Origin of the sequence: Acinetobacter sp. Root1280 (assembly GCF_001425285.1) — a bacterium.
In the GTDB taxonomy this organism is placed as follows: domain Bacteria; phylum Pseudomonadota; class Gammaproteobacteria; order Pseudomonadales; family Moraxellaceae; genus Acinetobacter; species Acinetobacter guillouiae.
This window is the reverse complement of sequence record NZ_LMED01000012.1, coordinates 472,630-486,526: the sequence shown is the minus strand read 5'-3', so window position 1 is coordinate 486,526 and position 13,897 is coordinate 472,630. Positions and strand designations below refer to the sequence as shown.

11 protein-coding genes are annotated in these 13,897 nt (G+C 36.5%); 6 read left to right on the top strand and 5 right to left on the bottom strand.

Annotation, left to right across the window (positions count from 1 at the left end; genetic code table 11):
- The first annotated feature begins 89 nt into the window (after nt 1-89).
- Both glnE and ASC84_RS12105 read left to right on the top strand, forming a co-directional pair.
- Nucleotides 90-2,840 carry a bifunctional [glutamate--ammonia ligase]-adenylyl-L-tyrosine phosphorylase/[glutamate--ammonia-ligase] adenylyltransferase gene (gene glnE / locus ASC84_RS12110; protein ID WP_056514959.1) on the top strand — a complete coding sequence of 917 codons (2,751 nt, stop codon included), beginning with the start codon at nt 90-92 and terminating at the stop codon, nt 2,838-2,840.
- A gap of 26 nt (nt 2,841-2,866) precedes the next feature.
- On the top strand, nt 2,867-3,793 hold the full coding sequence (locus ASC84_RS12105; protein WP_004723137.1) for a branched-chain amino acid transaminase: 927 nt from the start codon (nt 2,867-2,869) through the stop codon (nt 3,791-3,793).
- 124 nt (nt 3,794-3,917) lie between these two features.
- Here the strand turns inward: ASC84_RS12105 and ASC84_RS12100 are convergent, their stop codons facing one another.
- Nucleotides 3,918-4,940, bottom strand: coding sequence for an NAD-dependent epimerase (locus tag ASC84_RS12100; protein ID WP_056514956.1), 1,023 nt, complete (start codon nt 4,938-4,940; stop codon nt 3,918-3,920).
- Nucleotides 4,937-6,106 (bottom strand): nucleotide sugar dehydrogenase, encoded by a 1,170-nt coding sequence (locus tag ASC84_RS12095; protein WP_056514951.1) that lies wholly within the window; start codon nt 6,104-6,106, stop codon nt 4,937-4,939. The genes ASC84_RS12100 and ASC84_RS12095 overlap by 4 nt, the downstream gene beginning before the upstream one ends.
- A 237-nt stretch (nt 6,107-6,343) precedes the next feature.
- Between ASC84_RS12095 and ASC84_RS12090 the strand changes: the two genes are divergently transcribed.
- The 4 genes from ASC84_RS12090 to ASC84_RS12075 all read left to right on the top strand — a co-directional run bounded on the left by ASC84_RS12090 (nt 6,344) and on the right by ASC84_RS12075 (nt 9,914).
- Nucleotides 6,344-7,111 (top strand): hypothetical protein, encoded by a 768-nt coding sequence (locus ASC84_RS12090; protein ID WP_004723130.1) that lies wholly within the window; start codon nt 6,344-6,346, stop codon nt 7,109-7,111.
- A gap of 38 nt (nt 7,112-7,149) precedes the next feature.
- On the top strand, nt 7,150-8,136 hold the full coding sequence (locus ASC84_RS12085) for a Stealth CR1 domain-containing protein (protein ID WP_056514949.1): 987 nt from the start codon (nt 7,150-7,152) through the stop codon (nt 8,134-8,136).
- A gap of 10 nt (nt 8,137-8,146) precedes the next feature.
- Nucleotides 8,147-8,905, top strand: coding sequence for a glycosyltransferase family 25 protein (locus tag ASC84_RS12080; RefSeq protein ID WP_056514946.1), 759 nt, complete (start codon nt 8,147-8,149; stop codon nt 8,903-8,905).
- Between the two features lie 97 nt (nt 8,906-9,002).
- The gene (locus tag ASC84_RS12075) at nt 9,003-9,914 is read left to right on the top strand and encodes a glycosyltransferase family 32 protein (protein ID WP_056514943.1); all 912 of its coding nucleotides are present in this window, start codon (nt 9,003-9,005) and stop codon (nt 9,912-9,914) included.
- Nucleotides 9,915-10,011: 97 nt separating this feature from the next.
- Here the strand turns inward: ASC84_RS12075 and ASC84_RS12070 are convergent, their stop codons facing one another.
- The 3 genes from ASC84_RS12070 to ASC84_RS12060 all read right to left on the bottom strand — a co-directional run bounded on the left by ASC84_RS12070 (nt 10,012) and on the right by ASC84_RS12060 (nt 13,859).
- Nucleotides 10,012-11,943: an acyltransferase family protein gene (locus ASC84_RS12070; protein WP_056514939.1), complete on the bottom strand. Its 1,932-nt coding sequence runs from the start codon at nt 11,941-11,943 to the stop codon at nt 10,012-10,014.
- A gap of 38 nt (nt 11,944-11,981) precedes the next feature.
- Nucleotides 11,982-12,875, bottom strand: a complete 894-nt coding sequence (locus ASC84_RS12065) for a hypothetical protein (protein WP_056515311.1) — start codon at nt 12,873-12,875, stop codon at nt 11,982-11,984.
- Nucleotides 12,876-12,953: 78 nt separating this feature from the next.
- Nucleotides 12,954-13,859, bottom strand: coding sequence for a glycosyltransferase (locus ASC84_RS12060; RefSeq protein WP_056514937.1), 906 nt, complete (start codon nt 13,857-13,859; stop codon nt 12,954-12,956).
- Nucleotides 13,860-13,897: the final 38 nt, after the last annotated feature.

Genomic DNA, 13,897 nt, shown 5'->3' with positions numbered 1-13,897 from the left:
TTTGTTTTTTAAGAAAAGTACAAAAACCTCCCTAAATGTAAAGCAAACTGCTATAAATAAGCTGATAAAACATAAGTACAGGCTTTTCAATGAACATTGAGCAATTGCAAAAAACATTACATGCAAGTCAGTATGCAGAACAAGTATTAAGTCTACATCAAGCCACTTTAGAACATGATTATGCAATTGATCAATTTCAACAATCGCTCAGTACAGCACAAATTCAACAACTCGTTTACGATCATTTAGTCAATATTCAAGATGAAAATACATGGATGAAAGTCTTGCGTATTCTTCGTGCACGCTTAATGTTTCGCTGGATTTGGCAAGATGCCAACCAACTGACCAATGTGGTGAAGTTGACACGAGAGCTGTCTGATTTTGCAGATGCCTGTATCGTTGCAGCAAAAGATTTTGCCCGAATTCCTTTGCTGGCAAAACATGGCGAACCGATGGGTTATAACGGTAAGCTTCAAGATTTGATCGTCATTGGGATGGGCAAGCTTGGGGCACAAGAGCTGAACTTATCTAGTGATATTGACCTGATTTTTGCCTTTGATGAGCAAGGAGAAAGCAATGGGCGTAAGTGTATTGATGTACAGCAATTTTGCATCTTGTGGGGGCAAAAGCTGATCTATTTATTAGATCATATTACTGCAGATGGTTTTGTATTCCGTGTGGATATGCGTTTACGTCCTTGGGGAGATGGTTCGGCATTGGCAATAAGTCATGTGGCTTTAGAAAAATATTTAAGTCAGCATGGGCGTGAATGGGAACGTTATGCATGGATTAAGGCACGTATTATCACGGGTGGACAAGACGGTGAAAGTTTATTGGACATGACCCGCCCATTCGTTTTTCGTAAATATGTAGATTACACCGCTTTTGAAGCCATGCGTGAAATGAAAGCCATGATTGAACGAGAGGTGGCTCGGCGTAACATTGCAGACGATATTAAGCTGGGCGCTGGTGGTATTCGTGAAGTTGAATTTATTGTGCAGGTTTTTCAGCTGATTTATGGCGGAGCAAAGTTAGAATTACAAGACCGCCAATGCCTTGTTAGCCTAAAACATTTGGGTGAGGCAGGCTTACTCGATCATCAATCCGTTGTGGATCTTGAAGATGCTTATCTATTCTTACGACGTGTAGAGCATGCTATTCAAGCCTTGAATGACCAGCAAACACAATCTTTACCGACAGAACCTGAACTTCGTCAGCGAATAATTGATACCTTGGGTTTTGATGATTGGGACGCTTTTATTGATTTTCTCAACCAAAAGCGCAGCAAAGTAACTTTTCAATTTGAGCATTTGATTAAAGAAAAAGGGCTAGATTCTCCAATTGAAAGCTTTAGTCAGTTGGAAAGCCAGCTCAATGAAATCTTAGACAGTAATGCTCAAAATCTGATTCATGAGTTTTGGTATGGTCATGCAATCAAGAAACTGCCTGCTAAAGCTGTACAGCGTTTAAAAGAATTTTGGCCGCATTTGGTTGAAGCAGTTTTACAGTCGAATAGTCCGCAAGTGGCTTTAATGCGATTGATGCCGTTGGTCGAATCTGTAATGCGCCGTACTGTATATTTGGTGATGCTGATTGAAAGCAAAGGGGCGCTGCAACGTTTGGTCAAAATGGCCACAGTCAGTCCATGGATTTGTGAGGAATTGACACATTATCCAGTTCTGCTGGATGAGTTTTTATCCATGGATTTTGAACTGCCTCGACGAGATTATTTGGAAGATTCGCTCCGTCAGCAATTATTACGCATTGAAATCGATCAAGTTGAAGATCAAATGCGAGTATTGCGCTTATTTAAAAAATCCAATGTGCTTACTGTTGCCGCAAGCGATGTACTAGCAGAAAGCCCGTTGATGAAAGTTTCGGATGCTTTAACGGATATTGCAGAAGTTTCTGTGATTGCAACATTAAATTTGGCTTATCAGACGGTTGCCAAGCGTCATGGTTATCCTGTCGATGCAGAAGGTTTACGTTGTTCATTAGACCACATGGCCTATGCTGTGATTGGTTATGGCAAAGTAGGGGGCATTGAACTGGGCTATGGTTCAGACCTCGATCTGGTTTTTATTCATTATATGGATGAACAAGCAGATACTGATGGTCAAAGGGCCATTAGTGGCTTTGAATTTGCCATGCGTGTTGCGCAAAAATTTATGTCTCTTATGACCACACAAACTTTAGATGGTCGAGTCTATGAAATTGATACCCGTTTGCGCCCATCTGGTGAAGCAGGCTTATTGGTCACCAGTTTAAAAGCATTTGAACAGTACCAACTCAAAAGTGCCTGGTTGTGGGAACATCAAGCAATTGTTCGCGCACGCTCAATTGCTGGTGAGCAAAGCCTAAGAGCAAAATTTGAAGAATTGCGTTGCAGGGTTCTCACATTGCCAAGAGAAGAAGAAACGGTTCGCAAAGAAGTCTTGAACATGCGCCAGAAGATGAAAGATCATTTGGGTTCCTCAAAAGATCAGAAAAAAGATGGAATTTTTCATCTAAAACAGGATGCAGGTGGTATCGTTGACATCGAATTTATGGCACAGTATGTCGTATTAGCCTGGAGTGGGACGAATCCTGATCTCGCCCATTATTCCGACAACGTACGAATCCTTGAAGATGCCGCAAAGGCAGGTTGCTTATCCAGCGACGATGTATCCGCATTGATTCAAGCTTATCTCAGTGAACGCGCCGAGAGCCACCGTTTGGCACTTGCAAATCATAATATGCAAGTGAGTGCTGCGGATTGGCACGATACCCGAGAGGTCGTTTGCAAGTTATGGCAAAGATTAATTGATCCAACAGCGAGTTTCGCTTTGGAAAGTGAATAATTGTGTAAAAATTTGGAGTGTGCGCCATGAATTTGGCTGATCGTGATGGTTTTATTTGGCAAGATGGACAAATGGTTGATTGGCGTGAAGCTAAAATTCACGTCTTAACTCATACATTACATTATAGTATGGGTGTTTTTGAGGGTGTCCGTGCTTATGAAACACCTAACGGTACTGCGATTTTCCGTCTCCAAGACCATACAAAACGTTTGTTAAATTCTGCAAAAATTTATCAAATGAAAGTTCCATTTGATCAAGCAACTCTTGAACAAGCTCAAATTGATGTTGTCCGTGAAAATAAATTGGCGTCATGCTATTTACGCCCAATTATTTTCATTGGTTCGGAAAAATTAGGTATCGCTGCAACTGATAATACCATTCATGCGACAGTTGCTGCATGGAGCTGGGGTGCTTACCTTGGCGATGAAGCAATGGCGAAAGGTATTCGTGTTAAAACCTCATCATTTACCCATCATCACCCTAACGTGACCATGTGTAAAGCCAAGGCTTCAGGTAACTATACTTTGTCTATTCTTGCACACCAAGAAGTGGCACATTCTGGTTATGATGAAGCAATGCTTATGGACCCTCAAGGGTATGTATGCCAAGGTTCAGGTGAAAATGTATTCTTAGTCAAAGATGGTGTATTACATACACCAGATATTGCTGGCGGTGCATTGGATGGGATTACGCGTCAAACGATTATCACCATTGCGAAAGATATGGGTATTGAAGTTGTTGAACGTCGTATTACCCGTGATGAATTCTATATTGGTGATGAAGCATTCTTTACTGGGACTGCTGCTGAAGTGACGCCGATCCGTGAATATGATGATCGTGAAATTGGTTCAGGTGCTCGTGGTCCGATTACTGAGAAGATTCAGAAAGCATTCTTTGATGCTGTTCAAGGTAAAGATCCAAAATATGCACATTGGCTGACTTATGTAAAATAAGTGGCTGAATGCTAAAAAGGATTCCTAGTGGAATCCTTTTTTTGTGCTTAAATTTGAGTGTTGAAAGAATTGAAAGAAAAATTCAAATGCTAAAATTAAGCTTTAAACTGAACAATACTATTGATTAAACCTGATAAAAATCTCGATACCAATCTACGAATTGCTTAACACCATCGTCAACAGGTACCGATGGTTTGTATCCGACCATCTGTTCTAAAGCACTACTATCCGCAAAAGTATCTGGCACATCGCCCGGTTGTAATGGAAGTAATTCTAAAATTGCTTCTTTGCCTAAAGCTTTTTCAATAGCATGAATATATTCAATCAATTTTACTGGATTGTTATTGCCGATATTGAAAATACGGAAAGGCGCATAACTGGTCGATGGATCAGGATTTTTGCTGTCCCAGTTTGGATCAGGTTGCGCAATTTGATCACTTGAACGAATCACACCTTCCACAATATCTGAAATAAAAGTGAAGTCACGTGTATGGTTGCCGTGATTGAATACAGGAATAGGTTGGTCTTCAATAATGTTCTTGGTGAACTTAAACAAAGCCATGTCTGGACGGCCCCAAGGACCATAGACAGTAAAAAAGCGTAAGCCAGTTGTCGGTAAATTGAAGAGATGGCTATAACTGTGCGCCATGAGTTCATTGGCACGTTTGGTTGCCGCATAGAACTGCACAGGATGGTTAACACCATGTTTTTCACTAAATGGCATGGTGGTATTCGCGCCATAAACACTACTGGTACTGGCATAGGTTAAATGTGGCGTTTTGGCATAACGGCATGCTTCAATAATATTGGTAAAGCCAATTAAATTACTTTCGACATAACTCAATGGATTTTCTAATGAGTAACGGACACCAGCTTGTGCAGCCAAATGAATCACCCGATCAAATTGATGATCTTGAAAACATTGATCAACGATTGCTTTATCAGCAAGGTTGGCATGAATAAAAGTGAACGTTTGCTGGGTTTGTGCCGCTGTATCCCTAAGAACTGCTAATCGGGCTTGTTTTAATGCGGGGTCATAGTAATCATTCATATTGTCAAAGCCGACAACATCATCACCACGCTCTAAAAGTTTTTTTGCAACATTGAAGCCAATAAAACCTGCTGCACCTGTGACGAGGACTTTCATTCATCTGCTCCGAAAATATCTCGTGTATAGACTTTATCTAATACATCACTTAAGTCATTAGAAACCCGATTAGCAATAATCACATCACTTTGCTGTTTAAATTGTTCTAAATCATTGACGACTTTGGACTTAAAGAACTCATCTTCTTGTAAAGTCGGTTCATAGACAATCACTTCAATTCCTTTGGCTTTGATGCGTTTCATCACACCTTGGATTGCCGACGCTCTAAAATTATCTGAACCACTTTTCATCACTAGGCGATAAATACCAACTTTATTGGGATTACGTGCAATCACCGAGTCTGCGATAAAGTCTTTACGCGTACTGTTTGAGTCAACAATGGCTTGAATCAAATTACTTGGAACGTGATTATAGTTGGCTAAAAGTTGTTTGGTGTCTTTCGGTAGACAATAGCCGCCATAACCAAATGATGGATTGTTATAGTGATTACCAATACGTTGATCTAGACAAACACCATCAATAATTTGATGAGTATCTAAACCAAAAATTTGCGCATAGGTATCCAGTTCATTGAAATAGGCAACGCGCATAGCGAGATAGGTATTGGCAAATAACTTAATTGCTTCAGCTTCAGTTGCGTCGGTAAATAAAACAGGGCTGTCCTTTTTGATGGCCCCTTCGATCAATAAGTCAGCAAACAGTTTTGCCCGGTCAGATTTTTCTCCAACAATAATACGGGAAGGGTACAAATTGTCATGCAATGCTTTTCCTTCACGTAAAAATTCTGGAGAAAAGATAATATTTTCAGTGTGGAATTTTTCTTTTAAGCTCTTGGTGAAGCCGACAGGGACAGTAGATTTAATCACCATCACTGCATTGGGGTTGACCTCTAAGACTTGCTTAACCACGCTTTCGACACTTTGCGTATTAAAATAATTGGTTTTAGTGTCGTAATCCGTTGGTGTTGCAATAATCACAAAATCCGCATTGCGATAAGCTGCTTGGTAATTTGTCGTGGCTGTAAAATTTAATGATTTTTCTTTTAAAAATAATGAAATATCCGCATCTTGAATGGGCGATATTTTATTGTTGAGCAAGTTAACCTTAGATTCTAAAATATCTACTGCAACAACTTCATGATGTTGTGCAAATATCATTGAATTGGATAAGCCAACGTAACCTGTTCCAGCGACTGCTATTTTCATAAAAACCTAATATAGAAAATGTGCTTGCAAAAGTTGTATTCAATTTCACAGAGCGTTCATTCAAAAAAGATTGCTCAATAAAATATCGAACAATTAAAATGATCATGATCAATGTAAATTGTTAACGCATCATAGCATATTCTCATGAAACAAATTGTTCAGCATATGCAATCGAATACAGTAACTTGGCGATGGTAATGGTATGATATGGCGATTGCTCAGGTGGAAGATTGATGCATGCAGGTCAATGAATCAAATTTACAGTCGAATTTAGTTGAATCAGAACAGAATATCGTTTTGTGTATGAAGTGGGGCAGCAAATATGGTGCTGATTATGTCAATCGCCTATATAACATGGTCAAACGACATACCACGATTGATTTCCAAATGGTGTGTTTGACTGACCGTACAGAAGGTATTAATCCAGAGGTTCAATGCTTTCCAATTCCGCCGTTAGCATTGCCTGAAGGAAGTCCTGAACGTGGATGGAATAAGTTATCGACTTTTGAACCTGATTTATATGGTTTAAAAGGTAATTTATTATTTTTAGATCTTGATGTGGTCATTGTAGACAACATTGATGACTTCTTTAGTTATCCTGGTGAATTCCTCATTATTCACGACTGGAAACGTCCTTGGCGTGTGACTGGGAATAGTTCAGTTTATCGTTTTAAGTTGGGTACTTTTCCTGACATCTTGCCTTATTTTCGTGAAAACTTTAAAGAAATTAGTCATAAATTTCGAAATGAACAAGAATATTTGTCTTGGTATGTCGATCAGCAGCAGAAACTCAGCTACTGGCCAAAAGATTGGTGTAAGAGTTATAAATATCATTGCTTGCAAAAGCTACCATTGGCTTATTTTAAGCCACCAGTCAAGCCACAAGATGCCAAAATCATTATTTTCCATGGAGAAATTAATCCACCTGATGCCGTGACGGGTGGTGGGGGTAAATGGTATCGCTATGTGTTGCCTTCAGACTGGATTAAAGATGCTTGGCAATAATTTTATTTAGATGATTAGAACATTTGAGAACAATATAGATGCAAAACCTTGATATCGTGATTGCTTGGGTCGATGGCAATGATGTTGAGTTAAAACGTAAACGTCAGCAATATCTCACAGGTGGTGATGCCTCAGATGCTGTGAGCGATACACGTTTTGCCAGTAATGATGAGATCTATTACAACATTGCATCTATATTGAAGTATGTACCTTTTTGCCGTCATATTTTCATTGTTACAGATAATCAGCAGCCTGAATTTTTAAATCAATTTGTAGCCCAAGGTCTTTGTGATGCAAATAAAATTCGTGTCGTTGATCATCGTGAGATTTTTGCTGGTTATACGCAATTTTTACCCACATTTAATACCCGTTCAATTGAAAGCATGTTGTGGAATATCAACGGGCTTTCAGATTATTTTATCTACTTAAATGATGACTTCTTTTTTAATTCACCTGCTCAAATTGAAGATTTTCTTGAAAGCGATAAAATTGTCACCTATGGACACTGGAAAAGTTGTTTTAGTTACAAGACTAAGCTGAAATACCGTCAATTTTTAAATCGTAATTTTAATAAACCGATTCAACCTGGTCATGTAATTGCACAAATGCTGGGTGCTGATATTTTAGGATTTAAAGAATTTTTTGAAATCCATCATTATCCACACTGTGTCGATCGTAAAATTTTAAGTGAATATTTATTGTGTCATCCAGACCTATTAGAAACACAGATTAAGTATAAATTTAGAAGTGTCGAACAATTAAATCCGATTTCATTGATGAATCATTTAAAGATTCAAAAAAATGAAGCTGTTTTAAAGCCTGATTTAGCTTTGGCTTATTTGAAAAATGCTGAAAGCTTAGCTGCGTTTGTAGACGCATTGAATCAAGACAATATTAAATATGGTTGTATCCAAAGTTTAGATCAACTGAATTCTGAGAATGCTGAACAGGTACGTCGTAAAATGATCGATAAATTATATGATTATTTACCTAAATCAGTGATTTCAGCCAAAGTTTTATCGTAGGAAGCCAATCATGAAAGTTAAAACATATCTGATCAATTTAGATGGTAGTGATGAGCGGCTTGCTCGCGCAACAGAACAGTTACAAGCGGTAAACTGGGAGTTTGAGCGTTTTTCTGCTTATGATGGACGCGGCAAAGAATTGTCATCTTTTCAGGATTATGATGATGCGTTAACGCAGCAAACTTTAGGAAGACGTTTACTTAATTCAGAACTGGGTTGTTATCTCAGTCATTATGGCTGCGCTCAGAAATTTTTAGCAAGTGATGCGGATTATCTTGTTGTCTTAGAAGATGATATGAAAATTACAGCTGATTTCAAACAATCTATGGATCAAGTTTTAGCTTATTTAGATCGCCATCAAGCACTAGATTGGTATTTGGTGAATTTAGCGGCAAAGAAGAAAAAGTTAGCCAAAGATATTACTCCGCTGGGTGACTATTCATTGTGGCATGCTTATTATTTTCCTATTCGTGGTTTGGGTTTAATCTGGTCTCGTAAAGGTGCTGAAGCGTTTATTGCACAAGGTAAAACAATCGCCATGCCTGTTGATATCTTTTTCCAAACTTGGTTGAGTAAGAACGGAAAAGGATTAGGTGTTTGGCCTGCTTTTGTTCGTCCAGCAGGTTTAGATAGTGATATTTTAGGTACAGTTGCAACACAAGGAATATCTCGTAAAGAGAAAGAAAATCGTGATCACTCTTATGGTTTTAAGAAGCAAAAACGTATGTGGCGTGATCGGATGTATGCATTTAAACATCTTTATTTTTAATTGTATTAAGATGTAAGTGGATAATTGTTAGTTAAATATACTGTGTAAAATGTATTTTTATTGGGATTGCTTTAGGTAAACGTTGTGGATTTATTATATGAAAATTTTTAAAAAACTATTTTATTTAGCTAAATTTCATATGATGTACTATTACAAAATTAGACATACCAATAAAAAAATTGATAACTATGCAGGACAACTGGTTTTTAATCCTGTTGCTAGCTCTATCGAACTGCCAAAAAAAATATGGATATATTGGGAAGGTAATTTTCCTGAGTTTGTAGAGAAGTGTGTTCAAAATATTCGAGAAAAAAACCCGTCTTATCATGTATATGTACTTAATCCAGAAAATGTAAGTGAGTACAGCGATATTGATTTCTCCTTATTGAAGGATGCAACACCTCAACAAAAGGCTGATTTACTCAGATTTGATCTATTATACCAGCACGGTGGGATTTGGTTGGATGCCAGTATTATTGTTTATGATAATTTGGACTGGATTCCTGAACTGATGCAAAAAAATCAGACAGAATGTTTTTCTTATTATCGTAAAAAAAATACCACAAATATCGATTATCCTGTATTGGAAAATTGGTTATTGGCAAGTGTTAAAAATAATGTTTTCTTTAAACATTGGTATGATGAATTATATTTAGCAATTCAGCAAACACCTAAAAGCTATGTACAAAATATTCGAAATACAGAAAAAAATAGCAAAGATTTTTTTCAAAGAATTAGTAATTTGGAATATTTAGTCGCCTATGTTGCATGTCAAAAAGTACTAAGACGATCTTTTCCAAGTATTACTTTGATTGATTGCGATGAAAATGCATTTTACTACCAAGTGAAAAATCGCTGGGTAAAAGAAAAGATTTTGATTGATATGGCAATTAATTATCCAGCTGAAGAATATCCTAAGTTAATAAAACTTGCGGGAAAAGAGCGTAATTATTTATGTCAATATTATGATAAAGGAATGTATTTTAAAGGCTCATTTATTGATTTTTAACTTTAAAGTTTATTTAATCATGTTAAAAACTAAGCTTTGATCTCATCTAGGAAATCAAAGCTTAGTTAGACTAGAATTTTCCCAATATAAAAATTAACTATTCCGGCTTAGATAAAAACTGTTTAAGTACTTTATATTTAGCCTGTTGGGTAAAGTACTCTTCAGAAGACAATGAACCAAAAACAGATAAATGGCGACCATCCAAAGAATAGGGAATACTTTCTTTTGCCATATGATTCGGTTTAAACAAATCAGCTTGTGTGAGTAATAATGTATTTGGATAGCGTTGAGTCATGTCTGTAATGAGTCGCGATGCAGTTTTTTGCTGTTTAGCTTTAACATTATCGAAATAACTATTTAGATTGAAATTTCGATGTAACCACAATGATCGTTTGTATAAAATGCTAATGTTTGCATCAAAAGCATAAGGTTCAGACATCACAATAACTTTCTTATGAGATTGATTGGCGAGTTTTAGCAAATTCTCAAAGCTCTGTTCTTGATGCTGTTGTACAATATCGGACCAGCGACCTGCAAAAATTAATGCATTATATTGATTTATATTGTTTTTTAAATAGTCTCTGTTCAACATGCATTGCTGGTAGGCAGTAGAGTTTTTATCCCCGGTAAATTGTTTATCTGTACTTGGATAACACCAATTGGTAGTAATTGCGTGGATATTTAAGTTGAGTTCTTTCCCCAAGTAATGCCAGAAGGGAATATTATGGCCAGCAAAAGAATCCCCAAATAAAAGCACAGGTTGAGCATCAGCTTGCTTCGATCCGATATGACATTCAAGTCCTTGTTGGCCTACCTTAAGACTATGATCATCTTTAATGTTATAAAAACACCAGCCATTGGAAACTTTTGGCATTTCTAGCTTTTCATTGTGTCGTAAATACAGTGAATCCGCACGATTCTTTAAACCATCCTTATTGATATATGAATAGAGCATAGATGAAGAGATAAGAATGATAAAGAATAGTAAATAACAGTAATATACCTTTATATTGACTAAATATTTTCTTGAGCTTTCAATATATTTATAGCTTAACCAACCTAAAATAAAAGAAATTAGAATTGCTAAACTAATATTGACTAAATTTTTTTCAAAGAAAAAATATCCGAGTAAGAATGCAACAGGCCAATGCCATAAATAAATGGAGTACGAAGCACTGCCTATATTTTGAATAAATTTAAATTTGGTAAAGATTGAATTTTGTTGGTTGGCAATAAGAATAAGCATCGTTCCAATCACAGGAACTAAGGCATTATAACTTGGCCATATTGTATCTTGACCAAACAGAACTAAACTTAGTGCAATGCTTGCAAAACCAATAATTTCAAGACAATGCTTTATCGGTTGGGTTGGCGTATATGTTCGAAAATAATAGTAAGCCAAGCCACCAGCAAGCAACTCCCAAGCACGTGAGGTGAGCTTAAAAAAAGCATAGATGGAGTCTTTAGATGAGATATAAATCGAAAAGCTTAAAGATGAAATGCATAATAAGATTAAAAATATCCCTAAGAATTTTTTATTTTGAATAATTTTAAAATATAAATAAACAAGAATAGGAAATAATATATAAAATTGCCATTCTACGGATAAAGACCAAGTATGGAGTAAGGCTTTATCATGAGAACTTACAGCAAAATAATCACCTGCTTGACGATAATATAAGTCATTGGATAAAAAACTGAGACTATATTTTGCATCTTTAGCAAATAACTTAAAGTCTTCTGGGATGAAAAAAAACCATCCACAAATTGTCATGATCAAGACGACAAAGAAAAGTGCAGGAAAAATTCGTGTGATTCGTGCTAAATAAAAATTTATAAAAGAAAAGCTATTTTTTTCAAGATTCTCAATAATAATCTTTGTCATTAGATAACCAGAAATGACAAAGAAAACATCGACGCCTAAGAATCCAGCAGAAAATCCTGAAACGCCGAAATGGAACAGAACAACAAGTATTACAGCATAGGCGCGAAGCCCGTTGATATCATCACGAAAAGTTTTGGTTTGCATATTGAAGACAAATTAAGAGCTAAGGTGCATCCAAAGCGTTATAAAAGCTTTGGATCTAATTTCTCAAAAGACTCTATCGCACTTTTCAGTGAAAGATTGTAAACTTTAATATTCTGCTTGTTTAAAAAGTGAGAGGCGGCCTCAAATGCTGGAAATATTTCAGTTAAATATTGGTCGAGCATCGTCGGTTGCTTGTTGCTACTTTTTTCATAAAAACGTGGCTGATTAAAGTTATTCATATCTAAACCTGCTAAATAAATTTCTTCATAAGACAGAGAGTAAATAATTTGTAAAGCGACATAGGATACTGTGAAATAATCAAAAATGGAGTCGCGAATATGCAAGGAAAACCCTTTACCGCCCTCTAAATAAAAATAGTCTTGATGGGGATCAATGGCGATACGTGGTCCTAAAAATCGCTCAACGATTCCTTCAGTAATCGTTTCAATAATTTTGATCTGACATTTAATTTGGTCTGGACTGATTCTTCTTAGAATTATGTCAAGACAGCGATGGGTGGTGAAAAAAGTACATTGGCTTTGGAGTACTTTAAGCACTAAGTCAAAACGATTTTTAGTAAAATTGAAGTCAATAATGACATAATATTTAAAATGAACGTAGTCCAATGATATTGAACCATTAATTCCAATATAATCTATATCTTGTCTTTTAAAAACATCTTCTGGGCATTTCTGAACGGAAGGACCAGTTGCAACCAGCATGCTTTTTTTACAAGCGCGTGTTGGCATAACTGAATTGTCAGCAATGAGTTTCTTACGAAAATACACCTGGTCAATTCCACCAAGTTCATTTCTTTTGACAGAATAATAAGGCCAGTATTTGCGATTATGTCGATGTGTTTTAGGATGGCTATGTTTATAAATAAATTTATAGATATTTCTTAAAACAAAATTTGAAAAAAATAATTGAATCGATTTTGGTGTTTTATGGTTCATATAGGGTCGTAATGAGAAAATGAGTGAAGATGGATAAATTGTCTATCCGACAATTTATCCATCTAAAGTAAATGTAGGCTTTTTAAATTTAGCTTTAATTTTTCGGATTTGCTTGCTCAACCAATTGGTTTCTTGATCTGGGCGAGTCACTTTATTCCCTTGGTAGTTAATTTGAGTTGCTTTTGAAAAATTTCCAAAAGGTTCAATTAAATAATTTTCAGGTTTATAACCAAGCTCTAGTGCTTCTGCATAATATTGATCAAATAACTCAACCAAATCTTGGCGAGGATGCGGCATTATTTTGCCGTCAAACCAATGTTTTTGATTCATTTCGGCAAGACGTGGAATTGCATATTTATGACTAAATTGAGTTCCCATGTCTGAGTAGTGTAATACTTTGATTTGTTCGATCGCTAAGTCTTCACCATCAATATTATTATAAGAATCTTGATAAGGTTCAACCAATTGAGGCTTGTCTTTGATAAGGCGCATTAAATTTTTATGACTGTCTGGATTGGTACGAATTTCATCAAGTGGTGGGAGGTATTGTTTGGCTTTCTCACAATCCCATACACAAGTACATAAACGCGCTGTACTTTTTCCGCCTTTTGCGATAACGATTGCATCATTATTCATAGGGTGTGACCAAAGTTCTGCAATATCACAGAGCACCACCACGTCTGCATCCATATAAATTGCACGACCTGTGAAATCACATAACTCAGGTATTGCCCAACGGAAACCAGAAAAAGGTGTTGCCCATTTTTCTGTAGACCATCCCTTACCTACTTCTTGATCGCTATACCACGGACTATTTATGTCATGACTAAGTTGCATCCAAATAAATTCAACATTATGCTGTGTATGTTTACGAACACTATGTTCTAATACCATAAGTTGTTCAAGGTCACAGTTATTTGGGTCGCAACCTACAAAAATTTTAATGTTTTCACTAATCATTATTTATAGCCCCTAAAATCACATTTATTAGAGTGGTG

Bases quoted from the DNA above. Each gene is read 5' to 3' on its own strand.
- glnE (WP_056514959.1), top strand. From the start codon at position 90: ATGAACATTGAGCAATTGCAAAAAACATTACATGCAAGTCAGTATGCA.
- ASC84_RS12105 (WP_004723137.1), top strand. From the start codon at position 2,867: ATGAATTTGGCTGATCGTGATGGTTTTATTTGGCAAGATGGACAAATG.
- ASC84_RS12100 (WP_056514956.1), bottom strand. From the start codon at position 4,940: ATGAAAGTCCTCGTCACAGGTGCAGCAGGTTTTATTGGCTTCAATGTT.
- ASC84_RS12095 (WP_056514951.1), bottom strand. From the start codon at position 6,106: ATGAAAATAGCAGTCGCTGGAACAGGTTACGTTGGCTTATCCAATTCA.
- ASC84_RS12090 (WP_004723130.1), top strand. From the start codon at position 6,344: ATGCAGGTCAATGAATCAAATTTACAGTCGAATTTAGTTGAATCAGAA.
- ASC84_RS12085 (WP_056514949.1), top strand. From the start codon at position 7,150: ATGCAAAACCTTGATATCGTGATTGCTTGGGTCGATGGCAATGATGTT.
- ASC84_RS12080 (WP_056514946.1), top strand. From the start codon at position 8,147: ATGAAAGTTAAAACATATCTGATCAATTTAGATGGTAGTGATGAGCGG.
- ASC84_RS12075 (WP_056514943.1), top strand. From the start codon at position 9,003: ATGAAAATTTTTAAAAAACTATTTTATTTAGCTAAATTTCATATGATG.
- ASC84_RS12070 (WP_056514939.1), bottom strand. From the start codon at position 11,943: ATGCAAACCAAAACTTTTCGTGATGATATCAACGGGCTTCGCGCCTAT.
- ASC84_RS12060 (WP_056514937.1), bottom strand. From the start codon at position 13,859: ATGATTAGTGAAAACATTAAAATTTTTGTAGGTTGCGACCCAAATAAC.